Annotated in this window: 23 protein-coding genes; 13 read left to right on the forward strand and 10 right to left on the reverse strand. The window is 69.8% G+C overall.

Translation table 11 applies throughout. The features are described 5' to 3' along the window. The first annotated feature begins 4 nt into the window (after positions 1-4). Positions 5-1,294: an ArsB/NhaD family transporter gene (locus G6N25_RS01045; protein ID WP_083072659.1), complete on the forward strand. Its 1,290-nt coding sequence runs from the start codon at positions 5-7 to the stop codon at positions 1,292-1,294. Between the two features lie 95 nt (positions 1,295-1,389). On the opposite strand, the gene G6N25_RS01050 is transcribed toward G6N25_RS01045, so the two are convergent. Beyond that, the gene (locus G6N25_RS01050) at positions 1,390-2,592 is read right to left on the reverse strand and encodes a class I SAM-dependent RNA methyltransferase (protein ID WP_083072660.1); all 1,203 of its coding nucleotides are present in this window, start codon (positions 2,590-2,592) and stop codon (positions 1,390-1,392) included. Continuing rightward, positions 2,589-4,583, reverse strand: coding sequence for an APC family permease (locus G6N25_RS01055; protein ID WP_083072661.1), 1,995 nt, complete (start codon positions 4,581-4,583; stop codon positions 2,589-2,591). The genes G6N25_RS01050 and G6N25_RS01055 overlap by 4 nt, the downstream gene beginning before the upstream one ends. A gap of 127 nt (positions 4,584-4,710) precedes the next feature. Here G6N25_RS01055 and G6N25_RS01060 point away from each other — a divergent pair, with 127 nt between their 5' ends. Together G6N25_RS01060 and G6N25_RS01065 are read left to right on the forward strand one after the other, a co-directional pair. After that, the gene (locus tag G6N25_RS01060) at positions 4,711-5,394 is read left to right on the forward strand and encodes a potassium channel family protein (RefSeq protein ID WP_163672333.1); all 684 of its coding nucleotides are present in this window, start codon (positions 4,711-4,713) and stop codon (positions 5,392-5,394) included. Continuing rightward, positions 5,391-6,077 (forward strand): potassium channel family protein, encoded by a 687-nt coding sequence (locus tag G6N25_RS01065; protein ID WP_083072662.1) that lies wholly within the window; start codon positions 5,391-5,393, stop codon positions 6,075-6,077. Before G6N25_RS01060 ends, G6N25_RS01065 begins: the two co-directional genes overlap by 4 nt. 16 nt (positions 6,078-6,093) lie before the next feature. Here the strand turns inward: G6N25_RS01065 and G6N25_RS01070 are convergent, their stop codons facing one another. Further along, positions 6,094-6,726 (reverse strand): DUF3159 domain-containing protein, encoded by a 633-nt coding sequence (locus tag G6N25_RS01070; protein ID WP_083072866.1) that lies wholly within the window; start codon positions 6,724-6,726, stop codon positions 6,094-6,096. Positions 6,727-6,752: 26 nt separating this feature from the next. Beyond that, the gene (locus G6N25_RS01075; RefSeq protein ID WP_163672335.1) at positions 6,753-7,121 is read right to left on the reverse strand and encodes an OB-fold nucleic acid binding domain-containing protein; all 369 of its coding nucleotides are present in this window, start codon (positions 7,119-7,121) and stop codon (positions 6,753-6,755) included. Between the two features lie 111 nt (positions 7,122-7,232). On the opposite strand from G6N25_RS01075, the gene G6N25_RS01080 reads away from it, so the two are divergent. Beyond that, a complete protein-coding gene (locus G6N25_RS01080) occupies positions 7,233-7,955 on the forward strand; it encodes a hypothetical protein (protein WP_083072664.1) in 723 nt (240 codons plus the stop codon). Between the two features lie 95 nt (positions 7,956-8,050). On the opposite strand, the gene G6N25_RS01085 is transcribed toward G6N25_RS01080, so the two are convergent. Further along, positions 8,051-8,773: a DUF3710 domain-containing protein gene (locus G6N25_RS01085; RefSeq protein WP_083072665.1), complete on the reverse strand. Its 723-nt coding sequence runs from the start codon at positions 8,771-8,773 to the stop codon at positions 8,051-8,053. Next, the gene (gene dut, locus G6N25_RS01090; protein ID WP_083072666.1) at positions 8,773-9,237 is read right to left on the reverse strand and encodes a dUTP diphosphatase; all 465 of its coding nucleotides are present in this window, start codon (positions 9,235-9,237) and stop codon (positions 8,773-8,775) included. The genes G6N25_RS01085 and dut overlap by 1 nt, the downstream gene beginning before the upstream one ends. A gap of 25 nt (positions 9,238-9,262) precedes the next feature. Here dut and G6N25_RS01095 point away from each other — a divergent pair, with 25 nt between their 5' ends. Beyond that, positions 9,263-9,748 (forward strand): DUF3093 domain-containing protein, encoded by a 486-nt coding sequence (locus G6N25_RS01095; protein ID WP_083072667.1) that lies wholly within the window; start codon positions 9,263-9,265, stop codon positions 9,746-9,748. Positions 9,749-9,752: 4 nt separating this feature from the next. Here G6N25_RS01095 and G6N25_RS01100 read toward each other — a convergent pair whose 3' ends face one another. Beyond that, entirely contained in the window at positions 9,753-10,055 is a 303-nt protein-coding gene (locus G6N25_RS01100; protein WP_003919098.1) for a DUF4193 domain-containing protein, read from the reverse strand. Positions 10,056-10,235: 180 nt separating this feature from the next. On the opposite strand from G6N25_RS01100, the gene cei reads away from it, so the two are divergent. Continuing rightward, the gene (gene cei / locus G6N25_RS01105) at positions 10,236-10,886 is read left to right on the forward strand and encodes an envelope integrity protein Cei (protein WP_083072668.1); all 651 of its coding nucleotides are present in this window, start codon (positions 10,236-10,238) and stop codon (positions 10,884-10,886) included. A 5-nt stretch (positions 10,887-10,891) separates the two neighbouring features. On the opposite strand, the gene G6N25_RS01110 is transcribed toward cei, so the two are convergent. Then, positions 10,892-11,767 (reverse strand): inositol monophosphatase family protein, encoded by an 876-nt coding sequence (locus G6N25_RS01110; RefSeq protein WP_083072669.1) that lies wholly within the window; start codon positions 11,765-11,767, stop codon positions 10,892-10,894. A gap of 84 nt (positions 11,768-11,851) precedes the next feature. Here G6N25_RS01110 and ppgK point away from each other — a divergent pair, with 84 nt between their 5' ends. From ppgK to G6N25_RS01125, 3 genes are all read left to right on the forward strand, one after another. Next, entirely contained in the window at positions 11,852-12,634 is a 783-nt protein-coding gene (gene ppgK, locus G6N25_RS01115) for a polyphosphate--glucose phosphotransferase (RefSeq protein ID WP_083072670.1), read from the forward strand. 178 nt (positions 12,635-12,812) lie between these two features. Continuing rightward, the gene (locus tag G6N25_RS01120; RefSeq protein ID WP_083072671.1) at positions 12,813-14,372 is read left to right on the forward strand and encodes an RNA polymerase sigma factor; all 1,560 of its coding nucleotides are present in this window, start codon (positions 12,813-12,815) and stop codon (positions 14,370-14,372) included. Between the two features lie 17 nt (positions 14,373-14,389). Further along, positions 14,390-14,767 carry a RidA family protein gene (locus tag G6N25_RS01125; protein WP_083072672.1) on the forward strand — a complete coding sequence of 126 codons (378 nt, stop codon included), beginning with the start codon at positions 14,390-14,392 and terminating at the stop codon, positions 14,765-14,767. Here G6N25_RS01125 and G6N25_RS01130 read toward each other — a convergent pair. Continuing rightward, a complete protein-coding gene (locus G6N25_RS01130; protein ID WP_232065672.1) occupies positions 14,752-15,120 on the reverse strand; it encodes a DUF952 domain-containing protein in 369 nt (122 codons plus the stop codon). The genes G6N25_RS01125 and G6N25_RS01130 overlap by 16 nt on opposite strands. Positions 15,121-15,253: 133 nt before the next feature. Between G6N25_RS01130 and G6N25_RS01135 the strand changes: the two genes are divergently transcribed. Further along, a complete protein-coding gene (locus G6N25_RS01135) occupies positions 15,254-15,439 on the forward strand; it encodes a DUF7455 domain-containing protein (protein ID WP_083072674.1) in 186 nt (61 codons plus the stop codon). Positions 15,440-15,503: 64 nt separating this feature from the next. After that, positions 15,504-16,466, forward strand: coding sequence for a YihY/virulence factor BrkB family protein (locus tag G6N25_RS01140; protein WP_083072675.1), 963 nt, complete (start codon positions 15,504-15,506; stop codon positions 16,464-16,466). Here G6N25_RS01140 and G6N25_RS01145 read toward each other — a convergent pair whose 3' ends face one another. Beyond that, positions 16,467-16,706: a DUF3039 domain-containing protein gene (locus G6N25_RS01145; protein WP_083072676.1), complete on the reverse strand. Its 240-nt coding sequence runs from the start codon at positions 16,704-16,706 to the stop codon at positions 16,467-16,469. A gap of 57 nt (positions 16,707-16,763) precedes the next feature. On the opposite strand from G6N25_RS01145, the gene G6N25_RS01150 reads away from it, so the two are divergent. Together G6N25_RS01150 and sigB are read left to right on the forward strand one after the other, a co-directional pair. Further along, complete coding sequence (locus G6N25_RS01150) at positions 16,764-17,210, forward strand: DUF3099 domain-containing protein (RefSeq protein ID WP_083072677.1); 447 nt, start codon at positions 16,764-16,766, stop codon at positions 17,208-17,210. Between the two features lie 148 nt (positions 17,211-17,358). Continuing rightward, entirely contained in the window at positions 17,359-18,330 is a 972-nt protein-coding gene (gene sigB / locus G6N25_RS01155) for a sigma-70 family RNA polymerase sigma factor SigB (protein WP_083072678.1), read from the forward strand. Positions 18,331-18,360 lie beyond the last annotated feature (30 nt).

An 18,360-nucleotide genomic window follows, 5' to 3' on the forward strand; every position in this document is an offset into this window, starting at 1 on the left:
ATCGATGAGCGTCGTCGCGGTCGCCGTGTTCGTCGTGGCCTACGCGCTGATCGCCAGCGACCGCGTGCACAAGACGCTGGTGGCGCTGGCCGGCGCGGCGATCGTGGTCGCCCTGCCGGTGATCGATTCCGACGACGTGTTCTACTCCCGCGACACCGGAATCGACTGGGACGTCCTGTTTTTGCTGCTGGGCATGATGATCATCGTCAGCGTGCTCCGGCAGACCGGCGTGTTCGAGTACACCGCGATCTGGGCCGCCAAGCGCGCCCGCGGCTCGCCGCTGCGCATCATGGTCCTGCTGGTGGTCGTCACCGCGATCGCGTCGGCCCTGCTGGACAACGTCACCACGGTGCTGCTGATCGCCCCGGTCACGCTGCTGGTGTGCGACCGGCTGGCGATCGGTCCGGCGCCGTTCTTGATGGCCGAGGCGTTCGCGTCGAACATCGGCGGCACCGCGACGTTGATCGGCGACCCGCCCAGCATCATCATCGCCAGCCGGGCGGGCCTGAGCTTCAACGACTTTCTGATCCATCTGGCCCCGATCGTGATCATCGTCCTCGGCGTCTTCGCCGCGTTGTTGCCGCGCCTGTTTCCGGGCGCGTTCGCCGTCGACCCCGAGCGGGTCGCCGACGTCATGTCGCTGGAGGAGCGCGAGGCCATCCGCGATCCCCGCCTGCTGATCAAATGCGACGTCGTCCTGATCGCGGTCCTGGCGGCGTTCGTCGCCCACGGCCCGCTGCACATGCAGCCGTCCATCGCGGCGCTGCTGGGCGCGGGCGTTCTCATCGTGATTTCCAGGCTGGAGCATTCCGACTACCTGGCCGGCGTCGAGTGGGACACGCTGTTGTTCTTCACCGGGCTGTTCGTGATGGTCGGGGCCCTGGTCAAGACCGGCGTCGTCAACGACCTGGCGAAGGCGGCCACCGCGGCGACCGGCGGGCACGCCCTGCTGACGACGATGGTGATACTCGCCGCGTCGTTCGTGCTCAGCGGCCTCATCAACAACGTCCCGTACGCCGCGACGATGGCGCCGATCGTCGCGCAGCTGGTTCCGTCGATCGCGGGCCACGCCGGCGCCCAGGCGCTGTGGTGGGCCCTGGTCCTCGGCACCGACCTGGGCGGCAACCTGACCGCCGTCGGCGCCAGCGCCAACGTCGTCATCCTCGGGATCGCCCGGCGCGCCGACAGCCCCATCTCCTTCTGGGAGTTCACCCGCAAGGGCGCGATCGTCACCGCGGTCTCCGCCGGGCTGTCCGCGCTCTACCTGTGGCTGCGGTATTTCGTTTTCGGCTGAGGCGAGACTGCGGTGGCGGCGCCGAGCCTGCGCGTAGAGCGTGTGCAATCGCGTTACCGGCACCCTGAGCGCAGTCTCGGCGCGGCGGTGAAAGCCTACTGCGCCAGCAGCGCCACGCATTCGGTGTGATGCGTGAGGGGGAAGGCATCGAACACCCGCAGCTTCTCGACGGCGTAGCCGTGGCCGCGGTAGAGGCCGATGTCGCGCGCGAACGACGCCGCCTCGCAGCCGATGTGCACCACCCGCGGAACCCCGGCGGCGGCCAGGAGGTCGATGACGTCGCGGCCGGCACCTGCCCGCGGCGGATCCAGCACGGCCACGTCCGCCCTCGAGGCGCTCGCGCGTTGCGCGGTCAGCGCGCGGCGCACCGAATCGGTGACGACGTCGACCTGCGGCAGGTCGGCCAGCGCGGCCCGGGCGGCCCGCGTCGCCCCGCGCGACGTGTCGACCGTCAGCACCCGGCCCGACTCCCCCACCGCGTCGCCGAGCACCGCGGCGAAAACGCCCGCGCCGCCGTAGAGATCCCACACGGTCGCGCCGGCGCCGGGCCGCGCCCAGTCGGCGACCAGGCCGCTGTAGACCCGCGCCGCGTCCCGGTGCGCCTGCCAGAACGCCGTCACCGGCACGCGCCAGTTGCGCGCGCCCACCCGCTGCACCGCCTCGTAGCCGCCTTCCGCCACCGTCGTCACGGTCCGGCCGCCCTGCCGCAGCGTGCGCACCACGTGGCGCTCGCCGTCGTCGTCGACCGCGACGTGCAGCTGCGCGGTCGGGGGCCAATCGGCCTCCGCCAGCCCGTCCAGCATTCCGGCCGGCAGCTGCGCGCAGCGCAGGTCGGTCACCAGCTCGGCGCTGTGGTACCGGTGAAAGCCCGGCCGGCGGTCGCCACCCGTATCCAGCCGGACCCGGGTGCGCCAGCCGGTGGGGCCGGACTCCGAAAGCGCCTCGGCCACACCGCTCCAGCGGTGTCCGCCCAGCCGCTCCAGCTGATTGGCGACGACCTGGGCCTTGAGCACCCGCGCCGCTTCCGGGGCGACGAACGCCAGATCGCAGCACCCGGCGCCGTCGACCCCGGCGATCGGGCACAGCGGCGCCACCCGATCGTCCGACGGTTCGATCACCTCGACAACCTCCGCGTGCCAATAGGACCCGCGGTCCGCGGTGACCCGCACCCGCACCTGCTCGCCGGGCAGCGCGTAGCGGACGAACACCACCCGGCCCTCGTGGTGTGCCACGCAGCTGCCGCCGTTGGCGGGGGCGCCGGTGACCACCGTGAGTTCCGGGCCGGCCGGCGCGCTCAATCGAAGATTCCGCGCCGGGTGTCGCCGGGCGCCGCGTGGTGTTGGAGCGTCATGAGCCGCTCCGACGAATTCAATTGCCAGGGAACGGAAGTCACCATGACGTTGGGCATGAACAGCAGCCGGCCCTTGAGCCGCAGCGCGCTTTGGTTGTGCAGCACCTGCTCCCACCAATGGCCCACCACGTACTCCGGAATGAACACCGTCACCACGGTGCGGGGCGACTCCTTGCTGACCCGTTTGACGTAATCGAGTATCGGACGGGTGATTTCGCGGTACGGCGAGGCGATGACCTTGAGCGGCACGCTGATGTCGCTGTCCTCCCACTTGTGCACCAGATCGCGGGTCTCCCCGTCGTCGACGCTGACCGTGAGGGCCTCCAACGCGTCGGGGCGGGTGGCGCGCGCGTAGGCCAGCGCCCGCAGGGTCGGCAGGTGCAGCTTCGACACCAGCACCACGGCGTGATTTCGGCTGGGCAGCACCACGCCGGTCTGGGCGGCGGCCTGCTCGGCCAGTTCCCGGTTGACGGTGTCGTAGTGCTTGCGGATCAGCTTCATGACGATGAACAGCGCGCTCATCGCGACGACGGCGATCCACGCCCCGGCGAGAAACTTGGTGATCAGCACGACGAACAACACCGCGCCGGTGGAAAGCAGGCCGACCGTGTTGACCACCCGCGAGCGCATCATCTTGCGCCGCGTCCGCGGCTCGGTCTCGGTGCGCAGCAACCGGGTCCAGTGCCGGACCATGCCGATTTGGCTCAGCGTGAACGAAATGAACACCCCGACGATGTACAGCTGGATCAGCGCGGTGACCTCGGCGCGGAACGCGATGATCGCCAGGAGGGCCGCCACCGACAGGAACAGGATCCCGTTGGAGAACGTCAATCGGTCTCCGCGCGTGTGCAATTGGCGCGGAAGGTAGCTGTGCTGCGCCAGGACCGAGCCGAGCACCGGGAACCCGTTGAACGCGGTGTTGGCCGCCAGCACCAGGATGAGCGCGGTCACCGTGGCGAGCAGCAGGAATCCGATGTGGAAGCTGCCGAACACGGTCTCGGCCAGCTGCGCGACCAAGGTCTTCTGGTAGTAGTTCGGCGGGGCGCCGGTCAGCTGGGTGGCCGGATCCTCGACGAGCTGGACCCCGATCTTCTCGGCCAGCACGATGATGCCCATCAGCAGCGCCACCGCGATCCCGCCCAGCATCAGCAGCGTCGTCGCCGCGTTGCGCGACTTGGGTTTCTGAAACGCCGGCACCCCGTTGCTGATCGCCTCCACACCGGTCAGCGCCGCGCACCCCGAGGAGAACGACCGCGCCACCAGGAACGCCAGCGCGAAACCGACGACCTGGCCGTGCGCGGCGTGCATCTCGAACCCGGCGGACTCCGCCCGCAGCGGGTTGCCCAGCACGAAGATCCGGAACAGGCCCCAGCCGATCATGATGAGGACCCCGACGATGAACGCATAGGTCGGGATGGCGAAGGCCACCCCGGACTCGCGGACGCCGCGCAGGTTCAGCGCCATCACCAGCAGGATGGAGGCCACGCAGAAGAACACCTTGTGTTCGGCCACGATCGGGATCGCCGAGCCGATGTTCGACATCGCCGACGCCGTCGAAACGGCAACGGTGAGAACGTAATCCACCATCAGGGCGCTGGCGACCACGAGGCCGGCGGTGTCGCCGAGATTGGTGGTGACCACCTCGTAGTCGCCGCCGCCCGACGGGTAGGCGTGCACGTTCTGCCGGTAGCTGGCCACCACGACCAGCATGACCGCGGCCACGGCAAGACCGATCCACGGCGTCAGCGCGTACGCGGTCACCCCGGCCACCGACAGCATCAGGAAGACTTCCTCGGGCGCATACGCCACCGACGACAGGGCGTCGGAGGCGAACACCGGCAAGGCGATCCGCTTGGGCAGCAGCGTGTGGCTCAGCCGGTCGCTGCGAAACGGCCGACCGATGAGCAACCGGCGCGCGGCGGTGGAAAGTTTGGGCACGAGAGCCAAGAGTAAGCCCACCGAGGCTTGGTAGCGTTTCGTAGGCGAGAATGTCCCGAACCCGAAATCGGCTGGACAACCGGGTTTGCCGAACGCCGGACGCAGGACGCAACCGAGAGGACCTCACGTGCGGGTGGTGGTGATGGGTTGCGGCCGGGTGGGCTCGTCGCTGGCCGACGGGCTGTCCCGAATCGGCCACGACGTGGCGGTCATCGACCGCGACGGCACCGCGTTCAACCGGCTCAGCCCGGAGTTCGCCGGCGAGCGGGTGGTGGGCCAGGGGTTCGATCGGGACGTTCTGCTCAAGGCGGGCATCGAGGAGGCCGACGCGTTCGCCGCCGTGTCCTCCGGGGACAACTCCAACATCATCTCGGCCCGGCTGGCCCGGGAGACCTTCGGCGTCCAGCGCGTCGTCGCCCGGATCTATGACGCCAAGCGTGCCGAGGTCTACGAGCGCCTCGGCATTCCGACGATCGCCACGGTCCCCTGGACCACCGATCGGCTGCTCAACGCGCTCACCCGGGAAGGCGAGACCGCCAAGTGGCGCGACCCGACCGGCACCGTCGCCGTGGCCGAGGTCGACCTGCACGAGGATTGGGTCGGGCGCCGGGTCACCGAGCTGGAGCAGGCCACCGGCGCCCGGGTGGCGTTCTTGATCCGGTTCGGGACCGGCGTGTTGCCCGAACCGAAGACCGTCATTCAGGCCGGCGACCAGGTGTACCTCGCCGCGATATCCGGCCGCTCCGCCGAGGCGGTGGCCATTGCCGCGTTGCCGCCCAGCGAGGACCTCGAGACGGGACCGCAGAAGTGAAGGTCGCCGTCGCGGGGGCCGGCGCGGTCGGCCGCTCGGTCACTCGCGAGCTGCTGACCAACGGCCACGACGTGACCCTGATCGAACGCAATCCCGATCACGTCGACGTCGACGCGATCCCGGCCGCGCACTGGCGCCTGGGCGACGCCTGCGAGCTGAGCCTGCTGCAGTCGGTGCACCTGGAGGATTTCGACGTCGTCGTGGCCGCGACCGGCGACGACAAGGTCAACGTGGTGCTGTCCCTGCTGGCCAAGACCGAGTTCGCGGTGCCGCGGGTGGTGGCCCGGGTCAACGATCCCCGCAACGAATGGCTGTTCACCGACGCCTGGGGGGTGGACGTGGCGGTGTCCACGCCGCGCATGCTGGCGTCGCTGATCGAGGAGGCCGTCGCCGTCGGCGATCTGGTGCGGCTCATGGAATTCCGCAGGGGCCAGGCCAACCTGGTCGAGATCACGCTGCCCGACGACACGCCGTGGGGCGGCAAGCCGGTGCGCCGGCTGCAGCTGCCGCGGGACGCCGCGCTGGTGACGATCCTGCGCGGCCCGCGCGTCATCGTGCCCGAAGCCGACGAGCCGCTGGAGGGCGGCGACGAGCTGCTCTTCGTCGCGGTCACCGAGGTCGAGGAGGAGCTGCGCAAGCTGCTGCTGCCGGCCGCCGAGCCCGGCGACGACGCGGGGCCGTGAGGGGGGGTTCGGCGCGCTACTCGGCGTCGGCCGGCTCCGGTGCGGGCAGGGCCCGCTGGGCGGCCTTGATCGCCGCGTAGGTCGCCAGCGCGGCCAGCAAGGTCAGCGGCCAACCCATCCCGATCCGCGCCACCCCGAGCCAACCGGTCTGGTCGGCGTCGTAGAGGAGCCGCTGGACCGCGAACCGGGCGCCGAAGACCAGCGTCCAGCACAGCGACGCGACGTCGAACGCGTAGACGGCCCGGGGCGCCCCGCGCCAACCGCGGTCACGCCCGCCGGCCCAGCTCCAGATGTAGCCGACTAGGGGGCGGCGGATGAGGATGGACACGGCGAAGACCACCGCCCACAGCAGCGACATCCAGATGCCCAGCAGGAAGTAGCCCTTGGACTCCCCCACGATGTAGGCGATCAGCGCGCACACGGCGACCCCGATGAACCCCGACAATGCCGGCTGGGTGGATTCCCGGCGGATCAGCCGCCACAGCAGGACCAGCGCGGCCACGCCCAGCGCGGACCCGATCGCGGGCACCAAGCCGGACAGGCCGGAAGCCACCACGAACGTCACCACCGGCAGCGACGAGTAGACGATGCCGCTCACCCCGCCCGCCTGGGCCAGCAGGCGTTCCGGGCTGGTGCGATTGGTCGTCACGGGCTTGCCCACACCGCCGGGGAGAGTCACCGCTGGATTTCGTAGTGCGGGTTGTAGATCGCCTTGGTCCCGTTCTCGAGCTTGCCCATCCGGCCCCGCACCCGCAGCGTGCGGCCCGAGTCGATGCCGGGGATGCGGCGTTGACCCAACCACACCAGCGTGACGGTGTCGGTGCCGTCGAACAACTCGGCGCGCACCCCGCCCGAACAACCCTTGCCGTTCGTCTCCACGCTGCGCAACGTGCCGATCATGGTGACCTCCTGGCCACGCTCGCAATCGATCGCACGCTGCGCGCCGGTACTCGCGACTTCGTCGGACAACTCTTCGGAGTCACGTTGCTCCGGGTCCTCCGTCAAGCGACGGGTGAGCCGGCGCAGATACCCTTGGGCCCCCATGGCCACTCCTGAAATGCTGGTAAATCCTCGACGCTTCCATCTATGCCAACGGACACCGTAGACCTCTTGGTTCCCCGGCGCCAACCGAGCCAAACGGTATGTTGAGCGCCTATGACGGCCGTGCAATATCGAGGGGCGGCGGTCGATCTGCGCGGTGTCACGACGGTGTTGTTGCCGGGGACCGGCTCCGACGACGACTACGTCCACCGGGCGTTTTCCGGCCCCCTGGAAAGGGCCGGCGCGGTGCTGGTCGCCCCGCCGCCCCGCCCGGATCGGTTGATCGACGGCTACCTGTCCGCCTTGGACGAGGCCGCACGCGAAGGCCCGATCGGCGTCGGCGGCGTCTCGATCGGCGCCGCGGTGGCGGCCGCGTGGGCGCTGGCCCGTCCCGATCGCGCGATCGCGGTCCTGGCCGCCCTGCCGGCCTGGGCGGGCGCCCCCGGAACGGCGCCGGCGGCCCTGGCGGCGCGCTATTCGGCGGCCCGGCTGCGCGCCGACGGTTTGGCGGCGACGACGGCGCAGATGCGGGCGTCGAGCCCGGCGTGGTTGGGCGACGAGCTGGCCAGGTCGTGGCGCGCCCAGTGGCCGCAACTGCCCGACGCCATGGACGAAGCGGCGTCCTACGTCGCGCCGAGTCATACCGACCTGGCCCGGCTCGCCACACCGCTGGCGGTGGCCGCCGCGGTCGACGATCCGATCCACCCGCTGCGGGTGGCTGTCGACTGGGTCGCGGCCGCGCCGCGCGCGGCGCTGGAAACCGTGACGCTGGATCAGATCGGCGCGGACCCCACGGCGTTGGGCGCGGCCTGCCTGTCCGCGCTGGCCGCCGTCTAGCGACCCTTGGTCGCTTTTGCGGTGTTGACTCTGCGCCCACCAGGAAGAAGTTCGAGTAGACCGCCTGGTGGGCGCAGAGTCATCGACGCGGACCGTCAGCCGCCGGTGGAGCGGAGCTGCTGCATGGCCGACCCCTCGGCGCTTCGGCGCTCGGCCGGCTGCTGCGCCTCGGCCTGTTGCGAGGCCCGCTGCGCGGCCGCGGCCGCGGCCAGCTGCTCCGCCATCGGTTCGGGCAGCTGCACGGCCAGCGGCGTCCGCACCGGCAGCGGTGTGTCACCGCGGCGAACCACGGTGTCCGCCAGCGCCGCACGCGCCTCCCGCTCCAACGCCTCCATGGTGTCGTAGGAGCCGTTGATGACGCAGCGGATCATCCAGCGATAGCCGTCGACCCCGATGAAGTGCACCACGCCGGCCGCGGCGCCGATCACCTCGCGGCCCCACGGGCCGTCCACGATGCTGACCTGCGCCGAGTCCTTGCGCAGCGAGTCGGCGAGCTCGCCGGCCACCTCGCGCCACAGGCCGCCCGTCTTGGGCGCCGCGTAGGCGGCGATCGTGAAACGACCGTTGGGCGTGACGACCCACACCGCGCTGGGGACGCCGGTCTCGGTCAGCTCGACCTGCAGCTGGCCCGCCTCCGGCATCGGGATGAGCACGGAGCCCAGGTCGAGCCGGGCCAGCTCCGCGACCGCGGGGTCGTCGAAGTCCTCGATGTCGAACGGGCCCTCAAGCTCGTCGGGCTCCTCGGCGGAAGCCTGGGCCTCGACGTCGTCCGTGGGGTCGCCGTCGTCTTTGTCTGAGCGCTTACCGAATGCCGCCATCACAAACTCGCATGTCCTCCGGAGGAACCGTGGCCACCGTCGCCACGGGATGTCTGGGCCAGCCCGGCCTCGTCGAACGACGACACCTCCACCAGCTCCACCAATTCGACCCGCTGCACCAGCAACTGGGCGATCCGGTCGCCGCGGTGCACCACGATGGGCTCGACCGGGTCGAGGTTGATCAGCGCGACCTTGATCTCGCCGCGGTAGCCCGCGTCGATGGTCCCGGGACTGTTGACGATCGAAAGCCCCACCCGCGCGGCCAATCCCGAGCGCGGGTGCACCAGGCCGACCATTCCGAACGGAATGGCGACCGCGACACCGGTGCCCACCAGGGCGCGTTGCCCGGGGGCCAGCGTGACGTCTTCGGCGCTGTAGAGATCGACCCCGGCGTCGCCGTCGTGGGCGCGGCCGGGCAGCGGAAGTTCGGGGTCGAGGCGGACGATGGCCAGACTGGTCGACACGGGGCCACAGATTACCCTTGACCGCGTGTCCACTACGCGCGTCGCGCCGCACAGTGTGCGATATCGCGAACGACTATGGGTGCCCTGGTGGTGGTGGCCGCTGGGCTTCGGGCTGGCGGGACTGATCGCTTTCGAAGTCAACCTGGGCGTTCGCTCCCTTCCCGACTGGCTGCCGTTCGCCGTCCTGTTCACGGTTGCGGCCGCGGCGCTGCTGTGGCTGGGCCGCGTCGAGATCCGGGTCACCGCCGACCCGGCCGCCCCGGGCGGGGTGGAACTGTGGGCGGGGGAAGCGCACCTGCCGGTCACCGTGATCGCCCGGTCCGCCGAGATAGCGCGCTCGGCGAAGTCCGCGGCCCTGGGCCGGCAGCTCGACCCGGCGGCCTTCGTGCTGCATCGGGCATGGGTCGGACCGATGGTCCTGGTGGTCCTGGATGACCCGGACGACCCGACGCCGTACTGGCTGGTGAGCTGCCGTCACCCGGAGCGGGTGCTGTCGGCATTACGCAGCTGACCGATCAGGCTGCGCAGTCGGTACAGATCATCACGCCATTCTTCTCGCTGGCGAGCCGGCTGCGGTGTTGCACCAAAAAGCAGCTCGAGCAGGTGAACTCGTCGGCCTGCTTGGGAATGACGCGAACCGACAGCTCCTCACCGGACAGGTCGGCGCCGGGCAACTCGAAAGATTCGGCGGATTCGGATTCATCCACATCGACCACCGCCGAGGCCGCTTCGTTTCGTCGTGCTTTGAGCTCCTCCAGCGAGTCCTCCGAGACGTCGTCGGTCTCGGTGCGCCGTGGAGCGTCATAGTCGGTAGGCATAATTTTCCCTGCCTTATCCCCTCGAATGCCCTCGTTATCCCAAGCAACGCTTTGTACCAGCGTCGAACGCATCCACCAAATGATTCGTGCCCGTATCACGTCCCGCTGTCATGTGATTTACGTCACACCACCGGGTTGACCCTTGTCTTGAGTCTTAAACAGGGCGTTTAGAGTGCAGCTATGGTCGCACAAATCACCGAGGGTACCGCTTTTGACAAGCACGGTAGGCCCTTTCGGCGACGCAATCCCCGCCCCGCGATTGTCGTGTTGGCCTTCCTGGTGCTGGCGACCGGGGTGGTCTGGACGGTGGCGCTGACGCGACCGGCGAAGGTGCGCGAGGCCGTGGTGTGCAACCCGCCGCCGCAGCCGGCCGGGTCGGCGCCGGCCCAACTCGGCGAGCAGGTGTCGAGGACGGCCATGGCGGACGTCGTTCCCGCCAAGCTCGGCGACACCAGGGTCCGCGTCCTTAACGCCAGCGGGCGCGGTGGACAGGCCGCCGACGTCGCGGGCGCGATGAAGGACCTGGGCTTCGCCCAGCCGACCGCCGCCAACGACCCCGTCTACGCCGGCGCCAGGCTGAACTGCCAGGGCCAGATCCGTTTCGGCACGGCCGGCCAGGCCACCGCGGCCGCGGTGTGGCTGGTGGCCCCCTGCACGGAACTGTTCAACGACAACCGCGCCGACGACTCCGTCGATCTCGCCCTCGGCACGGAGTTCACCGCGTTGGCGCACAACGACGACATCGACGCGGTGCTGGCGAGCCTGCGCCCGGGCGCCACCGAGCCGTCGGATCCCCTACTGCTGCAGAAGATTCACGCCAGCAGCTGCTGAGGCGGTCAATCCAGGATCGGGTCCAGGCCGTTGAACCGCTCCAGGACGGCCAACAGCTCGTCGGCGATTCCGGGGGCGGCGGCCACCACCAACCCGCCGCCGCCCGCGCCGTCGTGCGCCGGCACCACCACGCGGGCACCCGCCTCGGCGGCGATCAGGGCGCCGGCCGCGCGATCCCAGACCTGCAGTCCGTGCTCGTAGAAGGCGTCCAGCCGGCCCGCGGCGACCATGCACAGGTCCAGCGCCGCCGAACCGATGCGGCGCACGTCGCGGACCGCCGGCAGCAGCCGCGCCAACAACGCCGCCTGGGTGGTGCGGCGCCGCCGCGAGTAACCGAAACCGGTGCCCAGCAACGCCATCGACAAGTCGTCGACGGCCGAGCAGCGCAACGCGCCCGTCCCCCGCTCGTCGGTGACGTGCGCGCCGAGGCCCGCCGCCGCCGAGTACACCCGGCCGGCGACGACGTCGGCGACCGCGCCCGCGACCGAGACGCCGTCGATCTGGGCGCCGACCGACACCGCGTAGGCCGGGATGCCGTAGACGAAATTCACCGTGCCGTCGATGGGATCGAGCACCCAGGTGACCGCGTCCGTGGCCGCGGGATCGGCGGGGCCGCCACCCTCCTCGCCGAGGATCGGGTCGCCGGGCCGAAGCTCGGCCAACCGATCCCGCAGCAGCCGCTCGGCCTCGGTGTCGACCACGGTCACCGGATCGGTCGGCGTGGTCTTCGACCGCACCGCGCCGCTGCCCGCGGTCGCCGGGTCGTCACCGAACAGCTCGGCGCGGCGGCGCCGCACGAACCCGGCGGCCTCGGCGGCCAGCGTCTCGGCCACCGAACGCAGCCGCGCGGGCTCGGCCGGCTGAACCGCGGGGCGCGTCACCGCTCTATCGCATCACAGCCGCCGCGGCCGCGCAGACGCCCCCGCTAAGGTGAGCGGACAGCCAAGTCTCGCCGAGGAGTTTCGATGACCAGCCCCGACTCGACCGCCTCCACGCCGCAGCGTCGTGGATTCGGGGTCGACGTCGGCGGCAGCGGCATCAAGGGCGGCATCGTCGACATGGACACCGGGCTGTTGATCGGCGAACGGATCAAGCAGTTGACCCCGCAACCGGCGACGCCGTCGGCGGTCGCGAAGACCATCGCCGAGGTCGTCAACGGGTTCGGCTGGACCGGCCCCCTCGGCGTGACCTATCCCGGCGTCGTCACCCACGGCGTCGTCCAGACGGCGGCCAACGTCGACAAGTCCTGGATCGGGACCAACGCGCGCGACGTCATCAGCGCCGAACTCGACGGCCAGGACGTGACGATCCTCAACGACGCCGACGCGGCCGGGCTCGCCGAGCAGCGCTACGGCGCGGGCAGAGACCAGCCCGGCCTGGTCGTGTTGCTGACCTTCGGCACCGGGATCGGCTCCGCGGTCATCCACAACGGGACGCTGATACCCAACACCGAATTCGGGCATCTCGAGGTCGGCGGCAAGGAGGCCGAGCAACGCGCGGCGTCATCGGTCAAGGAGAAGAACAACTGGAGCTACGAAAGGTGGGCCAAGCAGGTCACCAGGGTGCTGGTGGCCATCGAGAACACGATCTGGCCGGATCTGTTCATCGCGGGCGGCGGCATCAGCCGCAAGGCCGACAAGTGGCTGCCTTTGCTCGAAAACCGCACCCCGGTGGTGGCCGCCGCCCTGCAGAACACCGCCGGCATCGTGGGCGCGGCCATGGCCGCGACCTGGGACGTGACGCACTGAAATTTGCCCGGTAGGCCGGTACGACCGGGCACTGTCGTTACAATGGTGCTCGGCGACCGCCCGACCGAACAGCGTGCGAGTAGTCACGCTGATATCAACGCCGACATTCGACATAGCAGACACTTTCGGTTGACCATGCCCATACCCACCGGAAGTGAGCCCAAACGAAGGGGTGTAAGTGGCAGCGAGCAAGGCAAGTGCGGCAACCGATGAGCCGGTGAAACGCACCGCCGCGAAGTCTCCATCGTCCCCCGCCAAGCGACCGGCGGCAAAGGCCGCCAACGGCTCCGCCCCGGCGAAGCGGGCCACCAAGACGCCACCGCGGGCCGCCAAGTCCACACGGGCGCACGAGACCGCCCACGAGACCGCCAAGGCCACGACCGAAACCGCAAAGAAAACCCGCTCCCCGGCCAAGAGCGCCGCCGCGAAGGCGCCGGCTGCGCGCGGGGCGAAGGCCGCCGCCAAAGCCGCCCCCGGGGACGCCGACGCCGGCCTGGAGGCGCTCGACACCGACGGCGCCGTCGAGGATCTCGACGTCGAACCGGACCTCGAAGCTGAGCCCGGCGAGGATCTCGAGATCGACGCCGAGGACCTCAACCTCGACGACCTGGAGGACGTGGCGCCCGACGGCGCCGACCTCGCCCCGGAGGAGGGCGAGGACGACGGCGCCGCCTCCGCCGCGGCTGGCACCGCCGCCGCCGACGAGGAGGAGGAAATCGCGGAGCCCTCCGAAAAGGACAAGGCCTCCGGCGATTTCGTCTGGGACGAGGACGAATCCGAGGCGCTGCGGCAGGCCCGCAAGGACGCCGAACTCACCGCCTCCGCGGACTCGGTTCGGGCCTACCTCAAGCAGATCGGCAAGGTGGCGCTGCTCAACGCGGAGGAAGAGGTCGAGCTGGCCAAGCGGATCGAGGCCGGCCTGTATGCCACGCAGCTGATGACCGAGCACGCCGAGCGCGGCGACAAACTGCCCGCCGCCCAGCGCCGCGACATGACGTGGATCTGCCGCGACGGCGACCGCGCGAAAAACCATCTGCTGGAAGCCAACCTGCGGCTGGTGGTGTCGCTGGCCAAGCGCTACACCGGCCGCGGCATGGCGTTCCTCGACCTCATCCAGGAAGGCAACCTGGGCCTGATCCGCGCGGTCGAAAAGTTCGACTACACCAAGGGATACAAGTTCTCCACCTACGCGACGTGGTGGATCCGCCAGGCCATCACCCGGGCCATGGCCGACCAGGCCCGCACCATCCGCATCCCGGTGCACATGGTCGAGGTGATCAACAAGCTGGGCCGCATCCAGCGCGAGCTGCTCCAAGACCTGGGCCGCGAGCCCACGCCCGAGGAGCTGGCCAAGGAGATGGACATCACGCCCGAGAAGGTGCTCGAGATCCAGCAGTACGCGCGCGAGCCGATCTCGCTGGACCAGACCATCGGCGACGAGGGCGACAGCCAGCTCGGCGACTTCATCGAGGACAGCGAGGCGGTGGTGGCCGTCGACGCGGTGTCGTTCACGCTGCTGCAGGACCAGCTGCAGTCGGTGCTGGAGACGCTGTCGGAGCGCGAGGCCGGCGTGGTGCGGCTGCGCTTCGGGCTCACCGACGGCCAGCCGCGCACCCTCGACGAGATCGGCCAGGTCTACGGCGTGACCCGCGAGCGCATCCGCCAGATCGAATCCAAGACCATGTCCAAGCTGCGCCACCCCAGCCGCTCGCAGGTCCTGCGCGACTACCTCGACTGACCGGCCGGCCGCGCCGCATGCCAGCCAACCGCACGGTGGTCTCGTCCGGGTCCGACTTCGAGTCGGCGGTCGGCTATTCGCGCGCGGTGCGCGTCGGCCCGCACGTGTCGGTGGCCGGCACAACCGGCGCCGGACCCGCCGGCGACATCGCCGCCCAGACCCGAGACGCTTTGCGCCGCATCGAGATCGCGCTCCAGCAGGCGGGCGCGGCGCTCACCGACGTGGTGCGCACCCGCATCTACGTGACCGACATGTCGCGCTGGCGGGAGGTCGGCGCGGTGCACGCCCAGGTTTTCGGCGAGATACGCCCGGCGGCCACCATGGTCGAGGTCTCCGCGCTGATCGCCCCCGGCCTGCTGGTGGAAATCGAAGCCGACGCCTACGTGGGGTCCTGAGGCGCCACGACCGGGGGGAAGGTCCCATCCGGCGACGGCGGATAGGCGGCGACCCCGATCACGGCGCGGACGGGCAGCGGACCGTACAGATGCGGGAACAGCATCGACTCCGGATCCGTTGCCACCCCGGGCTCCCACCGCACGGGCGAGCCCAGCAGGCGCGGATCGACGTGCAACAGGACCAGGTCGTCGCGGCCGCGGAAGAGCCGGTTGGCCGGCAGGTGGACCTGCTCGGGCGTCGATAAATGGATGAATTCGGCGGGCGCCTGGAGGCGGATCCCGCCCCGGCGGCGGGCGCGAGACCAGTCCCGCGCCCCGCAGAGGTGGACCAGCACGCGAGCGGCGACGGTCACAGTCGCATACCTTAGAGAGCCCACCCGGGCGGGCCCGAACGGGTCGTGAGAAACGACACACCCGATAACCACCGGGGAACAAGGTGAAAACGCCATACGTCTGAGAGAGTGAATGCACGAGAACGGAGCAGCCATGAATGGAACTCTGACCAGTCCCGGACTGACGAGAGCGGACCGCTGCGACCGCTGCGGCGCCGCGGCTCGTATCCGGGCCACGTTGCCTTCCGGGCTTGAGCTTCTCTTCTGCCAGCACCACGCCAACGAGCACGAGGCGAAGCTGAGCGAGCTGGACGCCGTGCTGGAGGTCAGCGAAAGCTAGCCCGCCGAACTCACCCGCCGGCAATGTCGCGGGCACGGGCAGTCATCGGTAATGCTGGATGGGTATGAGCGATCAGGTCGCAAAGCCGTCGCGCCACCACGTCTGGCGAATCAGTCTCAGGACCCTGTCGAAAAGCTGGGACGACTCCATCTTCTCGGAGTCGGCGCAGGCCGGTTTCTGGTCGGCGCTGTCCCTGCCGCCGCTGCTGCTGGGGATCCTGGGCAGCCTGGCGTACGTGGCGCCGCTCTTCGGCCCGGACATGCTGGCCAACATCGAACGTCAGCTGATTTCGACGGCCCACAGCGTGTTCTCCCCCAGCGTGGTCAACGAGATCATCGAGCCGACGATCCGGGACATCGCCAACAACGCGCGCGGCGAGGTGGTGTCGCTGGGCTTCCTGATCTCGCTGTGGGCGGGTTCGTCGGCGATCTCGGCGTTCGTCGATTCGGTGGTCGGGGCGCACGACCAGACGCCGCTGCGCCACCCCGTGCGGCAGCGATTCTTCGCCCTGTTCCTGTACCTGGTGATGCTGGTGGTCGTGGTCGCGGCGGCGCCGCTGGTGGCGGTGGGGCCGCGCAAGGTGGGCGAACACATCCCGGTCAGCCTGGCCAACGTCCTGCGCTACGGCTACTACCCGGCGCTGATCCTCGGCCTGATGGTCGGGGTCATGATCCTGTACCGGGTGGCGTTGCCGGTGCCGCTGCCGTCGCATCGGCTCATCTTCGGCGCGACGCTGGCGACCGCGGTCTTCGTGATCGCCACGCTGGGATTGCGGATCTACCTGCGGTGGATCACCAGCACCGGGTACACCTACGGCGCGCTGTCCACGCCGATCGCGTTCCTGTTGTTCTCGTTCTTCGGCGGTTTTGCGATCATGCTGGGCGCCGAACTCAATGCCGCCATCCAGGAGGAGTTCCCGGCGCCGGCGACGCACGCCCACCGGCTGCGCAACTGGGTGCTCTCGCACGCGCCCGGCAACGCTGAGAGGCCCCAACGCGACGTCGCGACGGCGGAGCCGCCGGCCTGATCAGTCCCTCTTGAGCCGCTCGTAGATCTGTTTGCACTCGGGGCAGACCGGCGAGCCGGGCTTGGCCGCCCGGGTGACGGGAAATACCTCCCCGCACAGCGCCACCACGTGGTTGCCCATCACCGCGCTCTCGGCGATCTTGTCCTTCTTGACGTAGTGGAAGTACTTGGGCGTGTCGCTGCCGGTCCCGTCGTCGACGCGTTCGTCGGTCTCGGTGCGTTCGATCGTCTGGGTCTGCATGCCTCATATTGTGCACTGCCCGCGGGCCCCAAAACCGGCGAAGCCGGAATCGATCGCGTGTGGGACAGTGGAGGGATGAAGCGCGACTCCGATGCGGGGTCCGGAGACGGGTTCGACGACTTCGACGACAGGGACCGGCCGGTTCTCATCACCAGCGCCGCACCCTCGTACGAAGAGGAGCATCGCGCTCGGGTCCGTAAGTACTTGACGTTGATGGCGTTCCGGATTCCGGCGCTCATCCTGGCCGCCCTCGCGTACGGCGCCTGGCACAACGGCCTGATCTCGCTGCTGATCGTGGCGGCGTCGGTGCCGCTGCCGTGGATGGCGGTGCTGATCGCCAACGACCGGCCCCCTCGCCGCTCGGACGAGCCGCGGCGGTTCGAGGAGTCCCGGCGCCGCACTCCCCTGTTCCCGAGGGCCGAGCGGCGCGCGATCGAGCCGTCGCGCGACCCGCAGCCACGAACGCACGTGCCGCCCCGCGCCTACGGCGACGGTCCCCGCTAGCCGGCCGCCCGCCGGACTTCTCAGGACATTCTCAGGTCGTCGGCACATTTGTGCACGTCAAGGCGTGTGAGATCGCGCGGGGGTGGGAACTCCCGGAACGGGTCTGTCGTTAAACGACATGACAGTACAAGGCGAACGGGAGGTCGCTATGGCGGAAGCCACCACGAGGGCCACCACAAGCAGGATCGACAGCGATCTGGATGCTCAAAGCCCCGCGGCTGACTTGGTGCGCGTCTACCTCAACGGCATTGGTAAGACGGCGCTGCTCAACGCGGCGGGCGAGGTCGAACTGGCCAAGCGCATCGAGGCGGGGCTGTATGCCGAGCATCTGCTGGAGACCCGCAAGCGCCTCGGCGAGAACCGCAAACGCGATCTCGAGGCCGTCGTGCGCGATGGCGAGGCGGCGCGCCGTCACCTGCTGGAAGCGAACCTGCGCCTGGTGGTGTCGCTGGCCAAGCGCTACACCGGTCGGGGGATGCCGCTGCTGGACCTCATCCAGGAGGGCAACCTCGGGTTGATCCGCGCGATGGAGAAGTTCGACTACACAAAGGGTTTCAAGTTCTCGACCTACGCCACGTGGTGGATCCGTCAGGCCATCACCCGCGGCATGGCCGACCAGAGCCGCACCATCCGCCTGCCGGTTCACCTGGTCGAGCAGGTCAACAAGCTGGCGCGGATCAAGCGGGAGATGCACCAGAACCTGGGACGCGAAGCCACCGACGAGGAACTGGCCGCCGAATCCGGCATCCCGGTCGAGAAGATCAACGACCTGCTGGAGCACAGCCGCGACCCGGTGAGCCTGGACATGCCGGTCGGCTCCGAGGAGGAGGCCCCGCTGGGCGACTTCATCGAGGACGCCGAGGCGATGTCCGCGGAGAACGCGGTGATCGCCGAGCTGCTGCACACCGACATCCGCAGCGTGCTGGCCACCCTCGACGAGCGCGAGCACCAGGTGATCCGGCTGCGTTTCGGCCTCGACGACGGCCAGCCGCGCACCCTGGATCAGATCGGCAAGCTGTTCGGCCTGTCCCGCGAGCGGGTCCGCCAGATCGAGCGGGACGTCATGTGCAAGCTGCGCAACGGCGAGCGCGCCGACCGGCTACGGTCGTACGCCAGCTAAAGTCGCCAACCCGAGCCAAACAGCAAGACG

This window comes from Mycobacterium heidelbergense (assembly GCF_010730745.1).
GTDB lineage: Bacteria > Actinomycetota > Actinomycetes > Mycobacteriales > Mycobacteriaceae > Mycobacterium > Mycobacterium heidelbergense.

Coding starts and splice junctions, on each gene's coding strand:
- G6N25_RS01045 (WP_083072659.1), top strand. CDS start 5: ATGAGCGTCGTCGCGGTCGCCGTGTTCGTCGTGGCCTACGCGCTGATC.
- G6N25_RS01075 (WP_163672335.1), bottom strand. CDS start 7,121: ATGGGGGCCCAAGGGTATCTGCGCCGGCTCACCCGTCGCTTGACGGAG.
- G6N25_RS01080 (WP_083072664.1), top strand. CDS start 7,233: ATGACGGCCGTGCAATATCGAGGGGCGGCGGTCGATCTGCGCGGTGTC.
- G6N25_RS01085 (WP_083072665.1), bottom strand. CDS start 8,773: ATGGCGGCATTCGGTAAGCGCTCAGACAAAGACGACGGCGACCCCACG.
- G6N25_RS01100 (WP_003919098.1), bottom strand. CDS start 10,055: ATGCCTACCGACTATGACGCTCCACGGCGCACCGAGACCGACGACGTC.
- cei (WP_083072668.1), top strand. CDS start 10,236: ATGGTCGCACAAATCACCGAGGGTACCGCTTTTGACAAGCACGGTAGG.
- ppgK (WP_083072670.1), top strand. CDS start 11,852: ATGACCAGCCCCGACTCGACCGCCTCCACGCCGCAGCGTCGTGGATTC.
- G6N25_RS01125 (WP_083072672.1), top strand. CDS start 14,390: ATGCCAGCCAACCGCACGGTGGTCTCGTCCGGGTCCGACTTCGAGTCG.
- G6N25_RS01135 (WP_083072674.1), top strand. CDS start 15,254: ATGAATGGAACTCTGACCAGTCCCGGACTGACGAGAGCGGACCGCTGC.
- G6N25_RS01140 (WP_083072675.1), top strand. CDS start 15,504: ATGAGCGATCAGGTCGCAAAGCCGTCGCGCCACCACGTCTGGCGAATC.
- G6N25_RS01145 (WP_083072676.1), bottom strand. CDS start 16,706: ATGCAGACCCAGACGATCGAACGCACCGAGACCGACGAACGCGTCGAC.
- sigB (WP_083072678.1), top strand. CDS start 17,359: ATGGCGGAAGCCACCACGAGGGCCACCACAAGCAGGATCGACAGCGAT.